The organism is Paenibacillus sp. W2I17 (assembly GCF_030815985.1).
In the GTDB taxonomy this organism is placed as follows: domain Bacteria; phylum Bacillota; class Bacilli; order Paenibacillales; family Paenibacillaceae; genus Paenibacillus.
This window is the reverse complement of record NZ_JAUSXM010000001.1, coordinates 6403716-6428755: the sequence shown is the minus strand read 5'-3', so window position 1 is coordinate 6428755 and position 25040 is coordinate 6403716. Positions and strand designations below refer to the sequence as shown.

The following is a 25040-nucleotide window of genomic DNA, read 5'->3' as shown; positions in this document are numbered from 1 at the left end:
TTGTTAAATGATTTATATTTGAATATCGTTCTTGATTGGTGTAGCCCATGCTGCTACCATCGCCGCACTGATGCCCCCTGTCAATTTGCCCACAATCATGGCAGTTACCATAGATTTGTCCATCCCTGCTACGAAACCCAGATGACCCCCAAGCACAAAGGAGCCGCTGACTGCAAAAGCGATACTAATAACTTTTCCCCTTGGATTCATATTTTTGACCATTCGAAAGGTCGGAATATTGTGAGCCAGTGAAGCAACAAGTCCGGCGGTTGTTGGCGCATCCAAATTGAGCAAACGGCCCGCTCGCTCAAGCGGGGTTTGGCAGACTTTATTGATTACCGCAACCATGGGAAAAGCACCCGCCAGCACAATCGCAATTGTACCTACCGTTGTAATGCCTTCCGAGAGCGGTGCCATATTGGGAATTAGTGCCCAACCTGTAAGGGTTTTGACAGCTATAGCCACCAGTCCAATCAGGGACAACAAGGTGATACCGCTTCCAAATATTTTAAACAACCTCACGGTCTGATTCGTAAAATAGCGCAAGCCGATCATAATAATTACAGATAACAGAATCGGTATCATCAGATTTCGGTATATCACTGTAAAATTGATGCCCGCTACTAGACCGCCGACTAAACAACCAACGGGAATGGTACTGATGCCGATCAGTACCCCTTTGGCAAAGTACGGATGATCCTTCCGATCCAAAATGCCCAGTGCAACAGGGATGGTAAACACGATAGTTGGCCCAAACATGGTCCCCAGGAACGCCTAGGAGAACAGGCCAGCCTGTTCACTCTGGGCCATCTGTCCAGCCAAAGCGTACCCTCCCATATCTACCGCGAGGATGGTATTGGCGAACGATGCCGGATCGGCACCGATCGCTTCATATAATGGAGATATCAGCGGAATAAGCATATTCGCTAGGAATGGTGCAAGGGATACAATTCCCACCATCACCAGGGCGAGTGTGCCCATCGCCATAATGCCCTCCGTGAATGCTGCTCCAAGGCCCAACTTGTTCCCGAAAGCCTTGTCCACAGCGCCAAGCACCAGAAAAAATGCAATAAGAATCATGACAACATCGTTAATGGGCATGATTACTCCTGTACATACCGCTTCACGTTGTGATGGGTTGCGCTGTCATACGTATCGAATACCAAGCGAAGCGTTTTAACATTATCCGAACCGCTGGTCTGGAATTCCGCACCTGTATTCAAACATTCAATAAAGTGGGATTGCAGTTTACGATGACTGTCCTCGTAGTTTAACTCTGTACGTTCAGCATATACCGTCTCCACACCAGCATTATCAATGATGGACAACCTTCCGTCTTTATATAGCTTAATGGAAGCCTTATCCCCTTCAATGATGAGTTGCTCCTTATGATCCGGAAGCACCTGATTCGGTAAAGGTTCACTCAGTTCACGACGAGTCGCCCAGCTCATATCCATGAGACCGACATAATCCCTGTATCCCAGCATGACCATACCGCTGTCTTCCCCCAACGTATATTTACTAATCTTTCTGGTCTCGGCATATAGACGTTCAGGCTCACCAAACAAGAACCGCCAGGTGTCAAACCAATGCACACCCATCTCATAGAACAGCAATTGTGGCATGTCTCTAAAAAAAGGCTGTGGCAACTTCTCTCCCGGTGCGAATCTCGGAGAATAATAATCCGTATGAATATACCGAATCGTATTCAATTGTCCCACAGTACTTTCCTCAAGCAGTTGCTTGATCAACTGGAAAGGTTCTAACCAGCGCCAATTCTCCGTCACCATCAGACGCACACCTGCCTCTTCCGCAATACGCACCATCTCTTCAGCTTCCTCAATAGAACGGGCAAACGGCTTCTGGCACATAATATGCTTCCCCGCTGCTGCAGCCATTTTCACCAGCTCCAGATGAGTTTCCGGTGGCGTGATGATATCGATTACATCGAGATTCGCATTATCTAGCATCACTGTCACATCCGAATAACGAAATGTTGCCGGGATGTTAAATTGTTCTGCTTTTTCATTCAATGTATCTTCGTGCCTGTCGCAAATTCCTGTTATCTCGGCATCAGCAACGAATTGCCAAGCCTTAATGTGTTTTTCTGACCAGTACCCTGTTCCGACAATACCAATTTTCCACATACCTTCACCCCATCTATAATGTAAATCTCTATTTGTGCCAGCTTTGGCACCTCTCTCTGGTAACTCTTATTTACGTGTACCAATCATCACCACGTCATTTTCAAAAGCATGCATGGGAATCACACCATATTCGTTCTCGCGATAAGCTGCTGTCTTGGCAAATCGGCGCTGTACGAGATCAATGGTCGTAAAATCGTATTCTTCAACCGGGAAGTCCAGACGTACCTTGGTATTTACCGGAACATAAAGCACGAGCGTGTCCTCCGTGCCTGCCGCACGAATCTCCTTCGTTTTGTTTAATACGATATCCATCGGCTTCACACCCACCAACTTGTACTGCTCAAAGAGATACTTGATAAAGGAATAATCCCACGCACCTTCGAACCTTAGAGCTGATCTCCAATCATAAGGGCTATCAAAACCTTCACCCTCCACAATGCCAAAAGACTTGCCTTTCTTGTGCCAGCTCCAGATGCCATGTGCCCCATAAGTGACACCGGCCCCACCTCCGGCAAGCAAACTCTGCCATGCAGCCTTGCGAGCATCGAATGCAGAGTAGCGCCCATAGACGTTGCGGCTATAACTAATCTGTTCATAACAAGGCTCACCGTTGATCACTGGACGTACAGGCGACTGATGATAGAAGTGATCTGCAATCTCATGCGCATAGGCTTGGAATTCCGAGTTATGCCCAGACTGATACATGTAAAAGTCCAGCCCTTCATGGTTTGCAAACACTTCAGGAATCTCTCGTAGTCTGCCTTGGATGTGTAACGTCGTCAGACTGGATGGGCTGATGCGTTTTACAGTCTCCAGCGCTATCTGATAGTAGGCATTCGCCTCTTCGGAAGGAAAATCGGTATCCCCACTGACCAGATACATCGGATTAAACTCCGAGAATCGATTTACCGCATATGTCACATAAGGCTCAACAGCTTCAAGTGGCATCTTGCCATCCTTCTGAAACATGGTGGCCCAGGTATCGGGTACATAGTTGCACCAAAGGAGCACAAGTGCGGGTGTGAATCCACGTTCTGTTGCCATACGAACCATGTCTTGTGCACGGTCAAAATAAGCTTCATTAAGTGAAAAATAGTCCGTCGAGCCATCTCCTTGCTGGTTAAAAGGTTCGATATTCAGATCAGAACCACTTGCATCCCATTGGCGCAAAATATTGATCTGTACGACGTTGAATCCCTGCATACTGCGATAATCGAGGTATTCTTCCCATTCTTCCAATGAAGCATTGGTAAATGCACTCCAAACCGTATCCGCCAAATAAAAGAACGGATTGCCTTCTTTCTCAAACGTCCTGCGGTGAGTTGTAACCTCAACAGACATCATTTCACCTATCCTTCCAACTAAACTAATTAATATTATTTTAGTTAAATTAATATAAATAAACATTCAAAAGGGATTATAAATGCGTTTTCAATTTGAATATTAGCACCGTAAACATAAACAGTCAATTACAATTTTAGTTTACACCCCAAATATTTTAGTTAAGTTTAGTTTAGTAATCAGCTAAACTAAACGCTTAATTCATGGTATACTGAACCAATGTACACTATTTAGGAGGTTCCCTATTGAAGATTGATGATATTGCAAGGCTTGCTGGAGTTTCCAAAGCAGCGGTCTCTCTGGCATTTAACAACAAACCTGGTGTCAGCGAACAGACACGTGAACATATACTTAACATCGCACAAGCACATGGCTACAAACCAAGAACAGTCAAAGTTGGAAGAGAAGCACCGAAAAGCAATGCTATTATTCGTTTTGTTGCCTGCAAAAATTCCGACATCGTCACAGAGCATTATGATTCTCTCCCGTTCTTCAATGAATTGATCCACCACATCACGGAACAGGTCAAGCAACATGGCAGTACACTTGTCATCTCTTCCATTGACGTACAGGATTTGCAGCAAGAACTGCAAACGTTGGAAAAGGAACAACCGTCCGCCGGCCTTTTATTGCTCGGGATCAACCTGACTGCGCCCATGATTGAAACCATTCAATCCATTCATGACAATGTCGTCATTCTGGACACGTCATTTGAACATGTGGATGCAAATTTCGTATCCATTAATAATACATTGGGCGGATATCAGGCAGGTCAACATCTGGTTAAGCTGGGGCACAGTCGCATCGGATATGTGAAATCCGGTACACGAATCCCAAACTTCATCAAACGGGAAAAATGGATTTCGCACAGCGCTGGCCGAACATCATCTGACCGTTGCTGAGACACTAACCTTCCATCTGCAGCCCATGCTGGTGATGGCGCAGGAACATTTGCAGCAATCGATCCTCCACCTAGAGGAACGACCTACTGCTATTTTCTGCGAGAACGATTATATGGCAATCAGCACGATCAAATCATTGCAAAATATCGGCATCCGGGTGCCCGAAGATATTTCGGTAATGGGTTTTGACAACATTTTCGAAGCCAATGTAATCAGCCCTGAATTAACCACCGTACATGTCAAAAAAGATATGATGGCCAAAACGGCCGTCAATCTGATTATGACTAACCTGGGGAACAACGAGAAAAATGGTGCTCACATCTATGTGAATACAGAAATTGTGGAACGTAGATCCTGTGGCCCGTTGCCACGCCCGGTGTTGAATAATTGTGAATAAGGCAATTGATCGTATTCCGGTGAGATGGTACAGTGGTACTGACGTAATTCCATCTATTTGTACTATTATAAGGAAGTGTTTACATTGTCTAACCAACCATTTGCCAGCACTGCGAGTCCTCATCTTAGCGCAGACTGTGAGCAATGTTTTGGCTTGTGCTGTGTTGCCTTGCCCTATGGCAAGTCATCTGACTTTGCATTTGATAAAGCCAGCGGCACACCCTGTCCCAATCTGCGTACGGACAATCGATGTGGTATCCATACCCAACTTCGGCAGAAAGGGTTCAAAGGTTGTACGGTTTACGACTGTTTCGGAGCTGGACAGAAGCTCTCCCAAGTGACCTACGCGGGCAAAGATTGGCGTGATCATCCAGAGTCTGCAAAGGAGATGTTCGATTGTCTGCCTGCCTTGCGACAACTTCACGAGTTGCTCAGTTATATGAAGGAAATGATGATGAGACCGGAGACCTCATCCCTTCACTCTGCATTCGGTGAGTTATATGAGGAGATTGAGCACTTGAGCAATCTGGAGCCTGCAGCCCTCCTCCGTCTGGACATCGCCAATTATCGGTCCAGTGTGAATCAACTCTTGGTCCAGGCAAGTGAGATGGTACGCGCCAATGTGCCACCCACCGCTCATGGACAAGGGAAGTCGAAGAAGAGTAAAAAACGTACCGGAAGTGACTTTTTTGGTGCCAATTTAAAAGGGGCTGACCTGCGGGGCGCAAGCTTCCGAGGGGCTTTAATGATCGCAGCCGATCTCCGAAATGCAGATACACGAAATGCGGATTGGATTGGCGCGGACTTGCGGGATACGGATCTGGGCGATGCAGACCTGAGAGGTGGCATCTTCCTGACGCAATCCCAGATTAATGCAGCCAAAGGTAATGTGAATACCAAGTTGCCGGATCATCTCAACATTCCCTCACACTGGGTGTAGGGTGCCATTTCCACAAGAGCATGAGCAGGAATATAACCAGCAATGTACCTTGGTAATTCATACGAATGTATGAATCGTATACAGCAAAAAACAGCTCGTCCTATGTATCCAAGGACGAGCTGTTTTTTATAAAATCACTGGAACGAATCAGAATTATAACAAGTCGCGGCGAAGATCTTCAGCCGATTTTGGAGACAAGTGACCGAGCGGAATATCAAATACCGTTTTCGCTCCCTTATGTCCTTCCACGCTCAAGCGTTGTGCGGCTCTTGCATACGCTACAAGTACGCTTGCTGTAAATTCAGGATTGCTGTCGAGTTTCAGACCAAATTCAATAATTTGCTTTTGACCTGCACCCGTAACCCCACTGCGAATTACAAATCCACCATGCGGCATACCTTCATGCTCGGATTTCAATTCTTCTTCGCTAATGAACGTTACAGTTGTATCGTAATCTGCAAAGTAGTTAGGCATCGACACAATCGTCTCACGGATCTCATCCTGATTAGCACCATCTTCTGCTACCACATAACATTGACGCAGATGTTTCTCACGTGTAGATAGCTCTGGTGTCTCCCCTGCACGAATGCGGTTGATCACCTCTTCAACAGGTACAGTATACTGTACACCCGCCTTAACGCCTGGAACACGACGAATAGCATCCGAGTGGCCTTGGCTCACACCTTTGCCCCAGAACGTGTACTCTTTTCCTTCTGGCAGGATGGACTGTGCAAGCAGACGGTTCATGGAGAACAAGCCTGGGTCCCAACCTGTGGAAATGACACTTACGTGACCGCCTTGCTCTGCCGCAGCATTAACTTCCTTGTAGAATTCAGGAATCTTCGCATGTGTATCGAAGCTATCTACCGTATTGAACAATTTGGCGATGGCTGGTGTCTGCTCTGGAAGGTCGGTTGCAGAACCACCACAGAGGATCATAACATCAATCTTGCCTATGTATTGCTCCGCTGCAGAGATATGCTCAAAACGTACTTCTGTGCTTTCAGCGACCATCTGCTCCGGATTACGACGTGTAAACACAGCAATCAGTTCCAGATCCTCGTTCTGGGAAATGGCTTTCTCTACACCTTTACCCAAGTTACCGTAACCAACAATACCCACTCTAATCATGTTCAATCCTCTCCTGTCTTCTTCTATAGTTGTCTATTACTCTGTTTATAATGATATAACATACCATGTAACCTGTCAGGTTTCCAGTTCGAAATAAAAATACCTTGCAGCGGTGCAGCAATAATGCGGCTCCGTATGCAAGGTATTATGGCGTTCATTCGTTATTTTAGGAAGAAAAAAAGCAGGAAAGAAAAATAGCCCTTATCTTCTGCTTATGATTCTGTCCAGGTCAACGTCAGTTCAATGACGCCTTCCTGTCCCGCCAATGTTCCTCCAATCAAGGACCAGACATCCTGCGTCTCCGGATCGGTTCCCTGAATGATAATATTTTTGTCATCGATCGTCTGACCCGCATCCGTCAATTTTTTGGCGTTAAAGTAATCTTTATACAGCTCAGATACGGTTTTCATATCTTGTTCAGTGGAGAAAATCACCATGGCCGATTGCTTGCCTTCATTCTCACCAGAATTGGCTAAACGTATTGTTGCATCTTCCGGCAATGGGAAATCACTTGGCAAGTTCTCCGGCAACTCATTGGTTCCAGCAGCGGCTTCCTCATCACTATCTGAATCCGAGTCGGCTGGCGCAGTCGTACCCTCCGTCTCGGTCACTGCACTTGTTGTTGCTTCGCTTGCACCTTCATCAGTCGCTTGTTCACCAGTTCCGGAGGAAACTTCAGTGTCCACCTTCTCAGTATCACCTGTCGGTTCATCTGCTGCGCTGCTGCAAGCACTCAAGGCTACCATCATCGCCAGTGCCGCACAGGCATATAAATAGTTCCTTCTCTTCACCACCCGTTATCACTCCTTCTTCTTCATTTTATGTGCTAATCACGTTCAAAAGGCTGGATCACAGGCACCGCATGAACGTTATTCTTAACCCATATCACAGATACAGATAATACACTTAAAGACAATAGACAACTGGCTACGAGAATGGACAGGAAGCGGGTGATCACTCTAAACTTTTTCATCCATCCCTCCTCCTCATCCTGTTCATCATGTGTTTGTGGGGTCATGTTACTCATAGGTCACTGGACGGTGTCACTAATTTCATGATCTCGGCAGCGACAATATCCGGTTGACTGTTGTGGATGTAATGCTCGGCGTGCGGGACAATCTGCTGGGTTCCTTGTCTGGACCATGAAGCAAATTTCACTTGATCTGCCTGCCATGCCCGACTCCCCTCACTGGGTTGATCTGATCCGGCTGTCAGGATCGTCAGAGGGAAAGGAAACTCCTTTTTGTTCTCCAGCACACGTAATGCGTTGATCTTGGAATGACGAATCTCATCCATCACGTTGTCATTGTATGCATGCTTCAGGGTAGAAATGGTGGCAGCCTTTTTCATCGGCGCAGAAACCAACTCCGGGTCAATGACCAGTGTTGCCATCATCTGATCCGAATGCAGCAATGTACGCGCAATGCCTGTTTTAACCAGGAATCGGACTGAAGTAAAATACCATTCGGGCGTATCCATTTCCACCGTACTGTAATATTCAGGACTACCTCCATCGATCATGACCATGCCGGCTACCTCATCAGGATACCTTTGCGCAAACCGAAGCGTCTCCAGCGCACCCAGGGAGTGACCGACCATAATGTAAGGTGGACGTTGACCGGATGTGCGCAGCAATTGATGGATCTCTTCCGAGATGGTATCAACATCACGAGGTTCATCCGTATAGTCGCTGTATCCATACCCGAACCGATCATATACCGCAATTTTTACCTGTGATTTCAACTTGTCATATAGCGGACTGAAATCCACATACGGATTGGGTGTACCCCAGCCTGAGGCAAACACCACGGTTACCTCTCCTTTGCCAGCGGTGTAGAGGTGCATGTTGCGACCACTCACTTCATAATACTTGCCTGGCGGGGGATAGGACTTCATATCCTGCGTGGATTGATAAGCTTCATACGCTGTACCTGCCAGCAGCAAAAGTCCTGTGGCAAGCATGATGCCTCCCAGCACTTTTAACCCTCTCCGTAACCCCTTCTTCATCTTCTCTACCCCTTACCCCAAAGGTTCATCTATATATGTATGCTTCAATCGTACCCAAGAAATAGCGGGATTGAAACAATCCCGAGTCCAGTCCTTTCCCCAACCAAAGTCCAGTCTCATTCCCCTACCTGTGATGCAAAAAAACTGCAAATCTCCCATTTAGGAAACTTGCAGTTCATCTATATTTGTATTCTAAAACTCTTACCTCAATCTATCTCACGATGATCCTTTTACCTATAGTTGCAAAGTAAGACCCACCGGGCAATGATCACTGCCCATCACATGGCAGTCGATATGTGCATCTGCCACCTTAGGTGCCAATTGATTGGATACGAGAAAATAATCAATGCGCCAGCCCACGTTCCGTTCTCTAACCTTTGGCATATAAGACCACCAGCTGTATACATCCGTACGATCCGGGTACAGATGGCGGAAGCTGTCTACATAACCAGAAGCAAGCAAATCAGTCATCTTGCCACGCTCTTCAAGCGTAAATCCCGAGTTGCCCAGATTCGGCTTTGGATTCTTCAGATCAATCTCCTGATGAGCCACATTCAGGTCACCACAGACGATAACCGGCTTGGTCTGCTCCAGTTGCAGAATGTAGCCCCGGAATCGATCCTCCCATTCCAGACGGTAAGGCAGCCGGGTCAGATCCCGCTTCGCGTTAGGGGTATAGACGTTCACCAGATAAAACTCATCATACTCCAGTGTAATCATCCGTCCTTCCGGCTCACTGTCCTCCTCCATCCCGTAACGAACGGATAAAGGCTTGATTCGGCTAAATACAGCCGTACCGGAATAACCTTTTTTGATCGCATAATTCCAATATTGATAAACATCTTCCCCCAGGTCCATCTCAATCTGTCCGGCTTGTAATTTGGTCTCCTGAAGGCAGAAGATATCTGCCTGACTCTCCTGATAATAATCCATGAATCCTTTGGTCACACATGCCCTTAAGCCATTCACATTCCAGGACACCAGCTTCATATCCTCATCTCCTCACATCTCTCCAATATAGCATGGGCTCATTCCGGGGGACAAGCCTTACGGATATGGGATGAGATGGAGTCATTGGAATCCTTATGGGGCTAGCTTGCCTATATTTCGCTTCGTAACTTAGAGAACACCGCAAGGTCAATATATCTGCCTTTCTCAAACTCATGCTGCCGCAGTACACCTTCCTGTTGAAAATCAAGTTTATGTAACAGACGAATTGACGCCTCGTTCTCCGGTTCAACCCTTGCTTCGATCTTGTTGAGTTGCATGCTTGTGAATCCAAAATGTAACACAGCACGGGCCACTTCAGTCATAACACCCGGCCCCAGAAAGAGGAACGCAAATCGTATCCAATCTCTGCACGGTTATGTACATCTTCATAGTTCAGGAACCCACAGGTTCCGATCACTTTACGAGTTTCACGGTCTTCAATCATCCAGCGTAAACCCGTGTGTTCCTTGAAAATCTTCGTATACCAGTTCATCTCACCCTGTGCATCCTCCACGGATTCAAAGGGAGTGAATGGCATATATTGAACCACAGATTCATCCGAATATAACTCCAACAGATCATGGCTGTCCCCAGCCTCTGCCGACCGGAGGATGAATCGTTCTGTCTGAATTAATGGAAATAGATCAAACCTAAATTGTTCACTCATGCGAGGTCTCCTTTGCAACATTCATTGTAGAAGTCCATTTTACTACACTTGCCTTCATCAAGCTTTTACTATTAATATGTTCTATTAAGGCATTACTGTAGAAAAGTTTACATAGGAGAGGACGTGCTATTATCACACAATCATATGACGTTATTATCGTTGGAGCCGGCTCCATGGGTATGAGTGCAGGTTATTATCTATCGCGCAGTGGATGCAAAACTTTACTAATTGATGCCTTTGATCCTCCGCATACGGAAGGAAGTCATCACGGGGATAGCAGACTGATGCGCCATGTGTACAGTGGTGGGCCTGACTATATTGCCATGGCATTACTTGCACAGAAGTTATGGCACGAGCTGGAGGAAACGACCGGAGACCAACTATTTATTCCTTCCGGTGTAATAAATGTGGTTGATCCGGATATTCATTCCTTCCACAACCGATTGAGCCATGCAGATGATGCAGGCATTCGGTATGAAACATTGCACGCAGCCGAGGTGATGAAACGCTGGCCAGGTATTACAGTACCTGAACATTACGAGGGCATGTATGAGCCTGATGCGGGTTATCTGTATAGTGAACCCTCTATTCGTGCCTTCCGCAAAGCAGCCGAGACTCACGGTGCCACCTTGTTAACGCACACGCTTGTGGAGCATATCGAATACGGACCACATTCCGTTGCAGTTCAGACTTCAGGTGGTGAGACATACCACGCGAATCAAATCATCCTGAGCGCTGGCGCCTGGTTTCAGACATTAAAACCTTTCGTGGATCTCCCCATTCAGGCAGTGCGTAAAACGGTTGGATGGTTTGATGCACCAGAAGCTTTGTACGGCGAGGCACACTTCCCCGGTTTTACACTGGCGGGAAAAGAAGGTACATATTATGGATTTCCAAGCATTGGCGGATCAGGTCTGAAGATGGGTCGTCATGATACGGGTCAGGTGTGGACACCAGGAAGTACAATGGCTCCTTTTGGTACGGAAGAAACGGACGAGGGGGATCTGCGCAGGCTGCTCGAACTTCATATGCCTCAGGCAGCTGGAGAATTGAAACGTGGTAGTGTGTGCAAGTATGAATTCACTTCGGATGAAGATTTTATTATCGACCGACACCCTGCCCATGAACGTGTGTGGCTCGCAGGCGGTTTCTCCGGTCATGGCTTCAAGTTTGCAAGTGCCATTGGGCAGATTCTATCCGACTTGGTGCAAACGGGGCACACGGATCAGGATATTAGCAGGTTCGCCCTATCCCGTTTTCGTTAAGTACCAGCCGGGTGGATGAATATATGTATGTCTAAAATAGCTAATTTCCTTGAGGGTGCAGTGTTGCTTAGAGCACTGCACCTCCAAGAAAAAAGGACACGTAATAACGTTTAATTCATGCGTACTCACACTAATTAACTTTGACGAGGCTCCATTGCTGATTGGCTCCGCCATTGTCGGCCCACTGAATCGTGGAGGCACCTGCGGTCAGAGAACCTTGATTGATGTCAACCGTCAGGCCACTGTTTCGATTCGCAAGTACCACATATCCTCCCACATCAATTGGCAGCCATTGCTGATTGTTGCCCCCGTTATCCTGCCACTGAATCAGAGCGGCTCCGCCTTGTGTAGAACCCGAATTCACATCCAGCAAAAGCCCACTGCCCACATTGCGAATGTTGTAATATCCGTTACCTGCCGACTCCAGCTTCCATTGCTGGTTGGCTGCTCCATTATCATTCCACTGAATGATTGTTGCCCCACCCGTAGAAGAAGCACCGTTAACATCAAGTGCAAGTCCACTGTTGCGATTGATTAATTTGTAGAGGGCCCCGGATTCATATCCTGTACCGCCATTGTAAGTTGCACCGGAAATGACGTAGGTTGTGACCGAATTGGCCTTGGCCGTAGCGGTAAAGGTTTTGTTTTGCACCGAAATATTGGTCAGTTGCTGCAACTTCTCTGTTGAAGAAGTCCGGTATACTTGAGCAGACGTGCCTGTGTTAGTAAAACGACTGAGATCATAGGTTACCGTTGTATCCGTCGATTCCGAATTGGTTGTAACCAGCACAACTTTGCCGGAAGCTGCATCATAGGCTGCAAGGGTATTGGCATCACTCATGCCGATAATCTTGTATCCAGGACGAATAAATTTGCTGTAGTTGCCCATGACATAATATTTTTGGTTCACGGTGTAACTGGTCGTTTGTGTATTGTTCAACACGTTCTTGAAGAATCCCCATCCTTCTGCACTATCCACGGCTTGCCAATACACCCATCCACTTGCGCCCATATTGCGAATATCCTTGAGGATGGTCCGTGACATCGTAAGTCCGCTTGCATCTCCGTCTCCATATTCCGAGGTCCACAGATGTTTGCCCGCAGACGTCGCTATGTTGCGCAAAGCAGTACGATTGCTTCCGCCATACGTATGGGTGTTGATCTGAGTGATCGCTGATTTAACGGCATTGCTGTAGCTGTTGAACGACACATTCGTATCATCGATACTGTATTCTTCCGGTGCGCTCAGCTTTGTGGACAGGCCCTTTGCATTCAACGAAGCTTGTACCTGACTCAGAATCGTGTTCTGATCCGCCCGGTCAAAGTGCATGCCCTCCTGGTCATTGCCCTGCTTCCACCACGTCGAGATTGGTTCATTCAGCGGAGTTACGCTATCAAATGTGATCCCCCAGTTATCCCGAAAATGCTTCACAACCTCGGTTAAGTAATCGGCAAAATCATCGTAGTAATCGGGCTTGAGGTTGTTACCACCATTGGCCGAACCGGACACATTACCACTGATTGTCATCCAGTAAGGTGCGGAATTCGCAAAAGCTTCGATGACATTCACGCCTTGAGCTTTGGCAGCTTGCAGCATATATCGTTGGTTTGCATCTGCATTCCAGTCATACACGCCGGGAGAAGGCTGGTAACCAGGAACGGCTTTGCGATATTCAAGGATATTGGACGATGGATTATCCCCGCCTCCAATGTTGTACCGCAGGATATTCAGCCCCAGTCCGGTATTCGCGTTGAACATTTTCTCCACATACTCATCCCGATTGGAATATTCTCCAACCACTTTGCCCCACCACGCGAGGGATGTCCCCCATCCTTCCATCGTCTGATATTGCTTCGATGGATCGGCAACAGCCGTGTAGGCTCCCGCAGCAGATACCTCTGTTCCCAGTCCCAAACTGCCTGTTAGCAGACTTCCTGCAAGCAGCAGCGAGCTCATTCGTTTTAACCACTTCATCCGCTTCACTCCTTATCATTTTACACTTGCACTCCGATGTCAGAACAACTTTCCGATCGCTGTTATCCCCAGATTTTTAATTATTCTTAAAAAGGGGAAAATCCGGGGATAAACGCGCACGCTTCGCTTCTTCAAGTTATTTCTGACCTCTCCGTTATCGTGTAAATGTATAGTTTAACTTAGAAAATAAACACCTATTATTGTGCAACCTCGCGGAAAGTCGCGTCTGACTTATCGAGTGCGGTAACGACAGCTTCCAGTTTCAGCACATTATTATAATGTCTCAGATACAGGTTCGGGTTACTAAACGAGGCATACGATGTCCAACTAGCGTTAGCAAGTCCATTTACACGTTTGAACGTGGCGTCATTTCGGAACGTAGTGCTGCCGTCATTTTTCACGAGTTTGATGCTGCCATTATTATTGCGCAGGAAATAACCCGGATAATTCATGGACTCAAACGAAATGCCTGTTGCATTCGACAGCCCGGGAACGATACGGAATTGTGCATCCTCCTCCGGACTGACATTGGCATCAATCCGTGCTTGATAGTTATAGTGACGAATGAAGCTGCCCGGTACATTGAATGACTCCAGCTTGCGGATATCTCCCGGTTGCCCGGACTCTTTCAATACGGTCATATGCCGGACGAGTCCGGTAAGACCTGCAATCTCTTGTTTGGCACCCCAAGTCTGGAAGTTGTCAGCAGAGTCGCTGTAATAATATTTTTGTGTTGCATAGCCGTCAAAGTAGATTCGCCATGAACCATTATCCAACTGAACAAGCGCCGGACCTTCCACCCAAGAACCCCAACCTGCCCAATCCCCTGTGCCTTTAAAGGTATAAGGACCCGTTAGCGAGTTGGATGTCGCATATTCAATGTATTTGGTGGTCTCGTTCTTGGTAAAAGCATGATAGGTTGAGCCTGTCTTCACGATAAAAGTGTCGATATAATTGGGAGCAATGCCTGCCAGTTCAGTAGGTGCAGACCATGAGGTAGATGTTAGATTGCTACCTGAAGCTGTGAGTACATAAGGTTTGAAATTCTGATAGTTGCCTGGTGAGAGGGACACGATAATGTTCAGACTGCCGTTGCTGTCTTTGAACCATTCTGGTGCCCAGGTGTGTGCAATTGTGGTAGGTGTGGATAATGTAATGTTACGGACAAATGTCCAGTTTACCTTATCCGGGCTGGAGGCAATGCCGATGGTGTTACCCGACCAGTTCGTGGTGTAGACAACGTAATATAGACCATCTGTGTGCTTCATGATGCTGGGATCGCGGATCAGATCGGCCGGAGGTGTATAGGCTGGCCCTTTTAGCAAACCATAGTGGGTCGCATTATAGGATTCGTAGATATACATATTGGACTCACTTGTGTTCGTAAAGGCTGATATCGTATATACACTTGTCGCTGCTCTGGCTGTATTGGGGAATAACATCGTTAATAGAAGTAATGTTCCAAGCAGCAGAATCTTTCCGGCCTTGAAACCATTGGACTTTCCTGCTCCTATTCCCTCTTCCTTCTTCGTCAACATTGGGTCATCTCCTTATTCATGAGTGATGAACAGAGGAATACCTCACTGTATTACCAAAGACAAAGCGTACCTGGGACTGCCCCTGATGAGCAACACCTCACGACCACCTGTTCAAATTCCATTTACATGAAGCATCACTCCCTTCACAGATCATGGATGAACACTTTTTATATATGTAAACGGTTACAATTAATAAAGTTACAAGTGTTACCTTAGTTCATTGTACCCGACCTGGTCACCACAGTTCCCCCCATTCCCTTAGCCTAATTCACTCCGCAAAACTGAATCCGAAAGATTCACAAGCTCGAGTTATTTGACTAAGAAAATGAGGTAGTGTGACTGTGGTAAAAGGTGAAATGCTGCGTCCAACTCGAACTATCTCGATCCAGTTCTTGTTCTCAACCATAGTTGGATCGGTAAGACAGCTAACGATCAATACACGAACTATTCCACCACAACCCACGGATAACGGGATAATGCATCCAACAGGAATCGTACCCGTTCTGGTGTTCTGCCTTCTTCATCGAACAAAAGTAATTCATTCTCTTCCAGTAGCCAGGCTACTGGAATCTTGTAATCCTCTTGCGGACCAATCTGCCAGTAACGGCCCAGATGATGTCCGTTCAGATGAATCGTTCCTTTGCTCATCCCGGTCAGGCGAAGCAACAGGTTCACTTTATGATGCTCCGAAACCGCAGGCTTCGCGAAACGCCAGCGGTACCAGACCGGCTGACCATACGATCCTCGGACTGGAGTATGATGGGATACAGGGTGAGACTTCTCACTCAATGTAGCACGATTAACCGATCCATTCGTGGTGTGGGGAACCAGATTGGCAGTACAATTGCCACCTGCGGCGATGCCAGGCTGTCCTGCACGCTGGATTGACCCCTGTGCTCCAGGATGGATCGATTCCTGTCCTACCTCGTAGCTCTCCCATTGTTGCGGAAGCAATGCATCCGTCCCTGCCATACGCCAATCCTTCAGTTCTCCCTGACTCGGATATGTGATCAGTTCCAGTCGATTCAGCGAAGAGCGGCTATACGGCATTTCCAGTGTATTCGTCTCTCCGGCCTTGATATACAAGGATATGTCTAACGTCTGGAAGGCAAACCAATCCTGATATCCTTCCATCGGAACTTCGATGCCATTAATACAAAGACCTTTGCTCAAGGCACCCACAAGAATCGCCCGATCCATGCCATCCAGAGTAAAGCTTCTGCTCAGCAGTGGAGATTCTTGGAGAGAGTTCACCTCATCGAGATGCACAAGTCCACTCTCCATACGCCAATCCCGACGAATATCCTGAACCTTGCCATCCAGATACACAGCACCAGCCAGACCTTTGCTCTCACCCAAATACGGGGAGAAGTTCAATCTGCCCATATGCTGCACCAGAATCTGAAGTGTATTCTTCCCTTTGGCCACCTGCAACTGTACTCCAGCGGCACCCACCTGACGCACTAATGCCTGCTGAACACCATTAACAATGATTCTGGCAGTATCCTGGATATCCGGCAAAATGAGGTTAGTGATCCCTTCGGTTGGACTCTCGAAATCACATTCGTACAATAAATAACCAAAATCTTGTCCATACCGGGAAAAGTCTTCCGGTTGTCCACTGGCCGGACGCTGCTTCGCAGTTAACGTAACACGTGACAATTCGGGAGAATCAGATAACGTCGGTGCAATTGGCGATGTCCATGGAAGCTGCTGCTGTATTCCAGCGATGGACTCCTGACTGACGAGAAACTCGTGACCTGTGAACGTCCTTTCTCCATCGGTCCAGTCACCAAGCAGCGTAATTGTGCGATCCGGATTAGTGATCATACCCTTGACCTGACCAGATGGCAATACGTCCACGTCATCAAACCCAATCACATAACGTAGTCCCTTCTGATCTGTTGCTTCCAATCGCCATGTTCGATTCATCGTCTCTTGATCCAGAATGACGAAACGGATCGGTGTACCGTTTGCTTCCAGTTGGATCATTCCCGGCTCTTGGAAATGGAACAGATCGAAGCGGTATACGTTCCTGGCTGAATCATGTTCAACCAGCACTTGCACCGTACTGCCCGTGACGTATAGTGCCCCGGCTTCCAGTTCAACAACTGAACGCTGTCCCGTATCGGCCACGATGAACAGGGTCAATTCTCCGTTTATCATTTCATTGCCCGTAATCATCGTACCCGCAGTCAGGTATACGTGTTCAGCAACCTGTACTCGATCCAGCAACGGAACAATCTGTCCTGGATTCAGCGATACGGGAAGAGTACGGCCTTCCTCCAGCGTAATGTGCATCGTCTCCCGTTCATCCTTGCGACTCTCCAAGAACCAAATCTTTTGGTTGTCAGCCTGTCTGCCTCGTACAGATATGCCTTCAGGATGACGTACAACGATCTGTTCTTCTGGAATTTCCTCTGTTTCCATCAGAAGAGCCCCGAATGCATGGACGAAATAGGACAAATTCTTGGTTACTGCATATTTCGGTGTCACCCGTCCATATTCGTTCAGGGGTGCATCATAGTCATAGGACGTAATCATGAAGATATCACTGCTACCCATCGTTCTGCCGCCATATCCACCAAAGTTCGTGCCACCATAGAACATGTAGTGACTGATTCCGGTATACCCGGAACGCAGAATCTCCATGATACGTCTCTCCAGCAAAGGCGCTGTCTTCTGAATGGCCGAAGGCCCTCCCCAATTCTCGAACCATCCGGTCCAGAATTCCGTGACCATCTTCGGGGTGTCCGGCTGTTTGACTCGAAGTTTCTCATAATGCCCGTCAGCACCTGACCAGAAATTAGCCCCTTCAATCGTGCCTTCCGCCCCGCCAACGCAAGTGATCAGCGTAGCGTCAATGCCACGTTGCAACAATCCATCTCTCAGCGTATTCATATGGTCACTTGCAGCAGCGTCATCCATCAGATACCCGTATTCATTCTCCACCTGCACAAGAATGACCGTACCCCCAGCTGATAACTGGTGCTCCCGAATAATCGGCACAAGCTGGTCAAAATACAAATTCACATAGTGCAGATACGTCTCATTATTTTCCCGGAATTTCACGCCGTCCTTCGTACCAAGCCAGTATGGGAAACCGCCAAAATCCCATTCTGCACAGATAAACGGACCCGGACGCGCGATAACCCACATGCCCAATTCTGCGCACAAATCCAGAAACGCGCCGCAATCGTTGTCCCCTTCAAAGGACCACTGTCCTTCTTCCGGTTCATGCACATTCCACGCAAAGTAGGTGTCGATGCAATTCATGCCTGCCAGCTTCGCCTTCAGCAGAACCTCATGCCATTCCTCCTTCGGCATACGGAAATAATGGATCGTGGCACTGTTCAGAAATACACGCTCTCCGTTTAGGAAAAAGCTGCGTGCATCGTATGTTAATTCAGATTGAACACCGTTCTCAGCCCTGGCGATGTTCTTCTCCTGTTCCTGCAGCAAAAGGGATGCTTTCTCTGTCAAAGTTATCCCCTCCTTCTCTTTATTGATATAAATTGAACTAAAATTATTTACACTGCACACTTCGATGACAGAACAACCTTCCGATCGCTGTTATCCCCAGATTTTTTTTGATTCCCTTTTCTCAAAGGGAAAATCCGGGGATAAAGGCGAACGCTTCGCTTCTTCAGGTTTTTTCTGTCCTCTCCGTTTCTGTGTAAATGTTTAGTTTAATTTATATAGGTTCATACGTCCTGTTGTTCATTTACAATATAAGGCGAAACAAATCCGTTGAACTAAAAGACAATCTACACCAGCACTCAGATGACCGAACAACCTTCCGAGTGCTGCTATCAGTTCCCCTGCAAGGTCACGCCTTCCAGTACAACCGTTGTAATGGAGTTGTCGGCCGTAGGTACTTCCAGTCCGTTGGCATACACCGGAATGTCTTCAAGCTGTTCCATGTTCCGATCCGGTGAAGTCTGATACACCTGCGCGGTGGCTGATTTTCCATACGTATACCCTTCCAGTTCAAACGCCGTTGTTCCCGCTGACAATTCATTACGAATCACCAGCACCAATCTCTGACCTTCCGCGTCATAAGCAGCCAGCGTGCGTCCATCATCGGTTGGAATAATTGTCGCGCCAGGACGAATGAACTTCGTGAACTGGGCCATGCCATAATACTGTTTGGTCATCTCATATTGCTCTTCTCCGTTGAAATTGGCATGAATGAAGCCCCAATTGTTATTGGCCCCTTCATCTTCAACGGCCTGCCAGTATACCCAGGCGGATGGCTGCATGATTTTCAGATCAAACATGATCCGCTCCGCCAACTCCTGCACCGAGGTCATATCCTCATGACTGTGCGGCTCGCTGCCGCCGGTTCCGTACTCGGACATCCACAGTTTTTTGCCATGGCGTTCTGCCAGCGTGCGCAGCTCTTCCATTTTGCTACCATTATAGGAGTGGGTATTGATCTGCTGGATTACGTCCAGCGCGTCCTGATCATAGAGGTTGAAATTAAACACCGTCTCATCAATGCTGTTATCGTCCGCGGCACTAATGACGGTTCCATCCAGTCCTTTGCTCTTCAACGATGCAGCAACTTTCTTGATAATCTCGGCCTGTTTCTCATTCGTAAAATGACTGCCTTCCTGCATATTGCCCTTCTTCCACCAGTCGGAGGAAGGTTCATTAAGCGGATTCAGCGTGCGGAAGGTGATCCCCCACTCGTCCCGATAATGCTTCACAACTTCGGTCAGATAATCGGCAAACGCATCATACTGATCGTCACGCAGATTATTGCTGCCATCCACAGCTCCGGTAACGGATCCACTGATCGTCATCCAGTAAGGTGGTGAATTGGAGAATGCTTCGGCAATGTTCACGCCACGCTCCATCGAGCCTTGTAATACAGCACGCTGACCTGCATCAGCATCCCAGTCCCACTCTCCAGGTTCAGGCTGGAAGCCAGGTACATCCCCGCCGGGACGAAGAGCTTTCATCTCCGGATTTTCCTCACCGCCGATATTGTAACGAACGATGTTAAGACCTAATCCTTTCTCCGGGTCAAAGACCAGATCCATCACTTCACTAACCTTCGCCTGATCCTTCCAACCGCCAAGATCGTTGGCCCACCAGGCAAGTGACGTACCCCAACCTTCAAAATGATCATAGGACTGATCCAGCTTCAGACGTACCGGTTCCTCTTGGAATACAAGTGTTTTGGATGATTCATTGGCAAAATGATTGATAACAATTCCTCCTCCTGCCAGCAGGGCAATCAGGGCTACACCCATGAGGATATAGTTCCGTTTGCCTCTGCTGCGTTGTTCTTTATGCGCCATGGGCTAAACAATCCTTTCTCCATGTACGTTGATTACTCCATTGACCTTGAACATCAGGTTCAGTACATACAATCACTACAGACACTATCTGTGTTACTTGATTCCGCTGCTTCCGCCGCTAATGTTGGCTTCATAGACATAACGTTGTCCGAACAGATATACCAGCACCATCGGAATAGTGAGGAACAGGGAAGCGATCATCACAAGGTTCCATGGCGGCATCTGCCCGCCACCTACCGTAGTCAACAGCTGCACTCCGAGTGCCAGCGGCATTTTCTCCGGATCATTGATATAGATGAGCGGCCCCATGAAGTTCCCCCAGTTATAGGAGAATGAGAAGATCGCAATAGCAGCAAGTATCGGATAAGTCAGTGGCATGATGATCTTCCAGTAGATTCCCGGGTGCCCCATACCATCGATCATGGCGGCTTCATCCAGTGATTTGGGAATACTCATGACAAACTGCCGAATCAGGAATACGTTGAACGCTCCGGCGAAGAAGCTCGGTACGATCAGCGGGTAAAATGTATTAATCCAGTCCAGATGACGGAAGATGATGAACTGCGGTACCATCGTCACCTCACCCGGAATCATCATCGTACTGAGCAACACAATAAACAGGAAACGGCTGCCTTTTGCCTTGATGCGGGCAAAGCCGTAGGATACGATCGAAGCTGATAATACCGATCCGACAATCGTAAAGACGGTAATGATGACCGAGTTTTTGAGATACGTGCCAAGATTGTTATTCGTAAAAATCGTATAAAAGTTCGACCATTGGAACTCCATTGGAACGAAGGTAAAGGCTGATTTGACGGTTGTTGCGTCACTTGCCAGTGCAATGGAGATCATGTACAGGAAAGGCGAAGCAAGCAGCACCCCGACCAGAATCAGAAAAATATAGGATATCGTCTTCTCCACAGTCGATGGATTACTCATTGGCTTTTCCCTCCTCGTAGTGCACCCATAGCGCCGATGAACGGAATACAACGAGTGTCAACGCCATGATGATGATGAATAGTACCCAGGCAATCGCCGATGCATATCCCATTTTGTAGAATTGGAACGCATTCTGGAACAAGTAGGGAACAACCATCTGACTTGAATTGTCAGGTCCCCCGGCAGTAACGATGAATACCTGCGCGAAGGTCTGGAGCGCCCCAATCATGCCAGTCACGAGATTGAAGAAGATGACGGGAGTCAGCATAGGGAATGTAATATGGAAGAACGATTGTGTACTTTTCGCCCCATCGATGGCAGCGGCCTCGTACAGTTCCTGTGGAATGCCTTTCATCCCTGCAAGCAGCAATACCACGCCACCACCCACACCCCATAAGGACATGAGAATCAATGCAGGCTTAACCCAGTTGGGATCAAGAAGCCAGGCAGGACCCTGAATACCGAAGATCGCAAGTGCCTGGTTGATCAATCCTTCAGTTGGCGCAAGCAAGTGGATGAAGAGCAATGAACTCGCAACCACCGGAACAACCGACGGCAGATAGAACAGAATACGGAAGAAGGTGATCCCTTTGATTTTTTTGTTCAGGTAATATGCAATCCAGAGCGAGATCGACATGCCCAGTGGAATGGATATCAGTGCATAGAAGAATGTATTGCCGACGGATTTCCAGAAGATCGGATCATCGGTCAGTAACGTTTTGTAATTGTCGATACCGATGAATTCAGGGGACTGGAACAGATCCCAATTCGTGAAGCTCATATAGATGGAAAACAGGATCGGACCCAGGGTCAGCCCCAGAAACCCGATCAGCCAAGGCGAGATGAAGATGTAGAACCATTTCCCGTCCTTTTTTCTCACGTTAAGCCCTCCCATGACGCAGAGAGCAGATGGAACCCGCATTCACGCCGATTCCACCTGTCCTGCTGTCGCTGCTATTTGTGCATGTTCAGAAAAATCCTCTATTTGTAGAGTCTTTCCAGTCCACTCTGAATTTCGGTTACGGTATCATCAAGCGTGGCTTTGTTGTTGAAGTAGACACCCAGCTTATCGTTAATGAGCTTCATCATTTCGTTCCATTGCGGGTTGAATGGTTCTGCATAGATCGTTGATTCACTGAACGCAGCCATGTTGATTTTTTTGCCGCCGTATTCAGCATTGAGGAATTCATCACTGGACAGACCTGCTTTGGTTGCAGGAGCATCCTGACCCGCTTTGACCATTGGCATCTGTGCTTCCGGTGTGGTCAGTGCTTCAATTACTTTGAATGCTTCTTCCTTGTGTTTGGATGCGTTGGTAATCGTTAACCCGTTAAAGAATGCGTTTGTTTCGCCCCATACCGGAGAGATATCCCAATTAATGCCTTCCACCTTGGCAAGTGAACCGATGTTCCAGAACCCTGTCGTTTCCATCGCGATCTTGCCTTGAGCGAACAGCGGATCAGCTCCGATATTCCCCATGTCGGCAATCTCGGTTGGCGTTGGTCCCGCACCGTGTGTGAAGGTCAGGTCATTCATGAATTGTAATGCTTTCCGCACAGGCTCTGTATTGAAGGTTGGTTTGCCACTCTCATCGAACAGTGAGCCACCGTTCTGGTAGATCAGCTGCATCCACTGCGGCCACCAGCTGCCCGGATAGTAACCCCATTGAACCGTTTTGCCATTCTCCTTCACCGTCAGCTTCTGAGCTGCCGCCATTAGATCATCCTGCGTCCAATCTTTGGTTGGATATTCCACCCCAGCCTTGTCGAACAGATCTTTGTTATAAAAGAGGACCATCGCGCCTGCCCGATCCGGCAAACCAAATTGTTTGCCATCATACTTCATCAGGTTTGCGATATCATCGGAATAACGCTCGGACATGTTCACATTGTTCGCTTGAATCATGTCATCCAGCGGTATAATCTGATTCTTGGAGGCGTAAGCCTGATAGTTCTCGGCAATCATCATGATGTCCGGTGCCGTTCCTCCGGCGATCATGGTCTGTACCTTCTGGTCATAATCCCCTGCAACCACGTTCAGCTTCACGTTAATATCGGGATACGTCTGTTTCACAATGTCGAGTCGTTCCTGATAAATCTTCTTCTCATCCTCCGAGCCCCAGATCGTCATGCTCAAATCAACCTTGCCACCGGACTCGCCGGAAGAACCGTTTTTACTCCCGCTGCTACAGGCTGTCAGACCCATTACCATGACCAGCATCAATAACGAAATGACCTTTAGACTTCTTCTCATACGTTACGCCCCCTTGATATAATGAATGGATGACTACACTGAAACCCGTTTCATGAAATGGGTTTCATTAAGCTGAAACATAAAACCCGTTCCACTTTATGAAAGGGGTTTCATTCACGCACTCATTATATTTCACCCTTCGAGGAAATGTCAACGCTTTCTTTTCCAATTACAGGCCCTTTATCTTGCAGCAGGTCCTGTACTTTGACGCACAATCAGCTCCGGTTGCAGAACGATCTGCTTCTTCGGTTTGCCTTGGTTAATCAGTTCATGCAGCACGTCCACAGCCTGTTTGCCAAGCTGATACGTGTTCTGGGATACAGTTGTCAGTTCCGGTATAACGGCACTGGCGAGCGGTGTATCATCATAACCCACAATGGATATATCCTTCGGAATGGAGAGCCCATGCTCAATCGTCGACTTGATGGCACCAATCGCCGTGTTGTCATTAACGCAGATGACTGCGGTGGGCGGATTGTCACGATCCAGCAGTTTGGACATCTCCCGTTTGCCGTCGTCGATGGAGAAGCTGCCGAGCAGTTGTCGTTCTTTTGGTATTTCGAGTCCATGCTCCCGAAGTTTCTTCTGCACAGCTCTGACCTTGACCATAGTGGTGGATAACTCTTTCAGACCGCCAACAAAGGCGATATCGCGATGTCCCAGTTCAAGCAAATGCTCAGCTGCAAGGGCTGCCCCTGCACCTTCATCCGTGTACACCCGGTGGAACCCGCCTTTGGCAATATTGCCATTGACCAGCACGATCGGCATACGTTTGCCCATATCAATCAATTCCTGAGCCATGTCATCCGGACAGACCTGCATATTGATTCGCCCGCCGAGAAAAATAATCCCGTCTACCCGCTTCTCTCGCAGGATGGACAAATATTCAGATTCCCTGTTGTAGTCGCCTGCGGTATTACACAGAAAGAAGGTATACCCCAATCCGCGAGCCTCATTCTCCGCACCCCAGAAGACTTCCGGGAAGAAGGGGTTTGTAATGTCCGGCAGGATGATGGCAATGGTGCCCGTCTCTTTCTTGATCAGACTGCGCGCCTGCGCATTGGGCTGAAACTGGTGTTTTTCAATGATGGACATAATCTTCTCCCTGGTGCTTGCACGCACAGGCGCCGTATCATTCAGCACCCGGGAGACCGTCGCTACAGATACATTTGCTTCCTTGGCGATGTCGTATATGGTAATCGGTGTCATAGCGGAACCTTCCTTTTTCTCTAATTTTCCC

At 47.7% G+C, this 25040-nt stretch carries 17 protein-coding genes and 3 pseudogenes; 3 read left to right on the top strand and 17 right to left on the bottom strand.

Annotated features, from left to right (window positions below; translation table 11 throughout):
* Window positions 1–12: 12 nt before the first annotated feature.
* The 3 genes and pseudogenes from eutH to QF041_RS28625 all read right to left on the bottom strand — a co-directional run bounded on the left by eutH (window position 13) and on the right by QF041_RS28625 (window position 3488).
* Window positions 13–1101: pseudogene (eutH, locus tag QF041_RS28635) on the bottom strand (ethanolamine utilization protein EutH).
* A gap of 2 nt (window positions 1102–1103) precedes the next feature.
* Window positions 1104–2147, bottom strand: a complete 1044-nt coding sequence (locus QF041_RS28630) for a Gfo/Idh/MocA family protein (RefSeq protein WP_307416541.1) — start codon at window positions 2145–2147, stop codon at window positions 1104–1106.
* A gap of 66 nt (window positions 2148–2213) precedes the next feature.
* Window positions 2214–3488, bottom strand: coding sequence for a glycoside hydrolase family 140 protein (locus QF041_RS28625; protein ID WP_307417074.1), 1275 nt, complete (start codon window positions 3486–3488; stop codon window positions 2214–2216).
* A 245-nt stretch (window positions 3489–3733) separates the two neighbouring features.
* Between QF041_RS28625 and QF041_RS28620 the strand changes: the two are divergent.
* Window positions 3734–4787, top strand: a pseudogene (locus tag QF041_RS28620) (LacI family DNA-binding transcriptional regulator).
* 84 nt (window positions 4788–4871) lie between these two features.
* Window positions 4872–5726 (top strand): pentapeptide repeat-containing protein, encoded by an 855-nt coding sequence (locus QF041_RS28615; protein ID WP_307416540.1) that lies wholly within the window; start codon window positions 4872–4874, stop codon window positions 5724–5726.
* A gap of 153 nt (window positions 5727–5879) precedes the next feature.
* Here QF041_RS28615 and QF041_RS28610 read toward each other — a convergent pair whose 3' ends face one another.
* From QF041_RS28610 to QF041_RS28585, 6 genes and pseudogenes are all read right to left on the bottom strand, one after another.
* Complete coding sequence (locus tag QF041_RS28610) at window positions 5880–6857, bottom strand: diaminopimelate dehydrogenase (protein WP_372238418.1); 978 nt, start codon at window positions 6855–6857, stop codon at window positions 5880–5882.
* Window positions 6858–7069: 212 nt separating this feature from the next.
* Window positions 7070–7651: a hypothetical protein gene (locus QF041_RS28605; protein ID WP_307416539.1), complete on the bottom strand. Its 582-nt coding sequence runs from the start codon at window positions 7649–7651 to the stop codon at window positions 7070–7072.
* A gap of 32 nt (window positions 7652–7683) precedes the next feature.
* Window positions 7684–7830, bottom strand: a complete 147-nt coding sequence (locus QF041_RS28600) for a hypothetical protein (RefSeq protein WP_221824551.1) — start codon at window positions 7828–7830, stop codon at window positions 7684–7686.
* Between the two features lie 50 nt (window positions 7831–7880).
* Window positions 7881–8864: an alpha/beta fold hydrolase gene (locus tag QF041_RS28595; RefSeq protein ID WP_307416538.1), complete on the bottom strand. Its 984-nt coding sequence runs from the start codon at window positions 8862–8864 to the stop codon at window positions 7881–7883.
* Window positions 8865–9098: 234 nt separating this feature from the next.
* Window positions 9099–9854 (bottom strand): exodeoxyribonuclease III, encoded by a 756-nt coding sequence (locus tag QF041_RS28590; protein ID WP_036617303.1) that lies wholly within the window; start codon window positions 9852–9854, stop codon window positions 9099–9101.
* 110 nt (window positions 9855–9964) lie between these two features.
* Window positions 9965–10521 (bottom strand): annotated as a pseudogene (locus QF041_RS28585) (GNAT family N-acetyltransferase).
* A 131-nt stretch (window positions 10522–10652) separates the two neighbouring features.
* Here QF041_RS28585 and solA point away from each other — a divergent pair.
* Window positions 10653–11786 carry an N-methyl-L-tryptophan oxidase gene (gene solA, locus QF041_RS28580; RefSeq protein ID WP_307417073.1) on the top strand — a complete coding sequence of 378 codons (1134 nt, stop codon included), beginning with the start codon at window positions 10653–10655 and terminating at the stop codon, window positions 11784–11786.
* Between the two features lie 130 nt (window positions 11787–11916).
* Here the strand turns inward: solA and QF041_RS28575 are convergent, their stop codons facing one another.
* From QF041_RS28575 to QF041_RS28540, 8 genes are all read right to left on the bottom strand, one after another.
* Window positions 11917–13761, bottom strand: a complete 1845-nt coding sequence (locus QF041_RS28575) for an RICIN domain-containing protein (protein WP_307416537.1) — start codon at window positions 13759–13761, stop codon at window positions 11917–11919.
* Window positions 13762–13958: 197 nt separating this feature from the next.
* Window positions 13959–15299 carry a glycoside hydrolase family 43 protein gene (locus tag QF041_RS28570; RefSeq protein ID WP_307416535.1) on the bottom strand — a complete coding sequence of 447 codons (1341 nt, stop codon included), beginning with the start codon at window positions 15297–15299 and terminating at the stop codon, window positions 13959–13961.
* Window positions 15300–15743: 444 nt separating this feature from the next.
* Window positions 15744–18782 (bottom strand): beta-galactosidase, encoded by a 3039-nt coding sequence (locus QF041_RS28565; RefSeq protein WP_307416534.1) that lies wholly within the window; start codon window positions 18780–18782, stop codon window positions 15744–15746.
* 329 nt (window positions 18783–19111) lie between these two features.
* On the bottom strand, window positions 19112–20608 hold the full coding sequence (locus tag QF041_RS28560) for a glycoside hydrolase family 30 protein (RefSeq protein WP_307416533.1): 1497 nt from the start codon (window positions 20606–20608) through the stop codon (window positions 19112–19114).
* 93 nt (window positions 20609–20701) lie between these two features.
* Window positions 20702–21547, bottom strand: coding sequence for a carbohydrate ABC transporter permease (locus QF041_RS28555; protein WP_017687022.1), 846 nt, complete (start codon window positions 21545–21547; stop codon window positions 20702–20704).
* Window positions 21540–22427 carry a carbohydrate ABC transporter permease gene (locus QF041_RS28550; protein WP_036668619.1) on the bottom strand — a complete coding sequence of 296 codons (888 nt, stop codon included), beginning with the start codon at window positions 22425–22427 and terminating at the stop codon, window positions 21540–21542. Before QF041_RS28550 ends, QF041_RS28555 begins: the two co-directional genes overlap by 8 nt.
* 101 nt (window positions 22428–22528) lie before the next feature.
* The gene (locus QF041_RS28545; protein WP_307416531.1) at window positions 22529–23800 is read right to left on the bottom strand and encodes an ABC transporter substrate-binding protein; all 1272 of its coding nucleotides are present in this window, start codon (window positions 23798–23800) and stop codon (window positions 22529–22531) included.
* 180 nt (window positions 23801–23980) lie between these two features.
* Entirely contained in the window at window positions 23981–25009 is a 1029-nt protein-coding gene (locus QF041_RS28540) for a LacI family DNA-binding transcriptional regulator (RefSeq protein WP_076328228.1), read from the bottom strand.
* Window positions 25010–25040: the final 31 nt, after the last annotated feature.

What these genes read in the sequence shown, in the direction of transcription:
- QF041_RS28630 (WP_307416541.1), bottom strand. Translation starts at nt 2,147, where the DNA reads ATGTGGAAAATTGGTATTGTCGGAACAGGGTACTGGTCAGAAAAACAC.
- QF041_RS28625 (WP_307417074.1), bottom strand. Translation starts at nt 3,488, where the DNA reads ATGTCTGTTGAGGTTACAACTCACCGCAGGACGTTTGAGAAAGAAGGC.
- QF041_RS28610 (WP_372238418.1), bottom strand. Translation starts at nt 6,857, where the DNA reads ATGATTAGAGTGGGTATTGTTGGTTACGGTAACTTGGGTAAAGGTGTA.
- QF041_RS28600 (WP_221824551.1), bottom strand. Translation starts at nt 7,830, where the DNA reads ATGAAAAAGTTTAGAGTGATCACCCGCTTCCTGTCCATTCTCGTAGCC.
- QF041_RS28595 (WP_307416538.1), bottom strand. Translation starts at nt 8,864, where the DNA reads ATGAAGAAGGGGTTACGGAGAGGGTTAAAAGTGCTGGGAGGCATCATG.
- QF041_RS28590 (WP_036617303.1), bottom strand. Translation starts at nt 9,854, where the DNA reads ATGAAGCTGGTGTCCTGGAATGTGAATGGCTTAAGGGCATGTGTGACC.
- QF041_RS28575 (WP_307416537.1), bottom strand. Translation starts at nt 13,761, where the DNA reads ATGAAGTGGTTAAAACGAATGAGCTCGCTGCTGCTTGCAGGAAGTCTG.
- QF041_RS28570 (WP_307416535.1), bottom strand. Translation starts at nt 15,299, where the DNA reads ATGTTGACGAAGAAGGAAGAGGGAATAGGAGCAGGAAAGTCCAATGGT.
- QF041_RS28560 (WP_307416533.1), bottom strand. Translation starts at nt 20,608, where the DNA reads ATGGCGCATAAAGAACAACGCAGCAGAGGCAAACGGAACTATATCCTC.
- QF041_RS28555 (WP_017687022.1), bottom strand. Translation starts at nt 21,547, where the DNA reads ATGAGTAATCCATCGACTGTGGAGAAGACGATATCCTATATTTTTCTG.
- QF041_RS28545 (WP_307416531.1), bottom strand. Translation starts at nt 23,800, where the DNA reads ATGAGAAGAAGTCTAAAGGTCATTTCGTTATTGATGCTGGTCATGGTA.
- QF041_RS28540 (WP_076328228.1), bottom strand. Translation starts at nt 25,009, where the DNA reads ATGACACCGATTACCATATACGACATCGCCAAGGAAGCAAATGTATCT.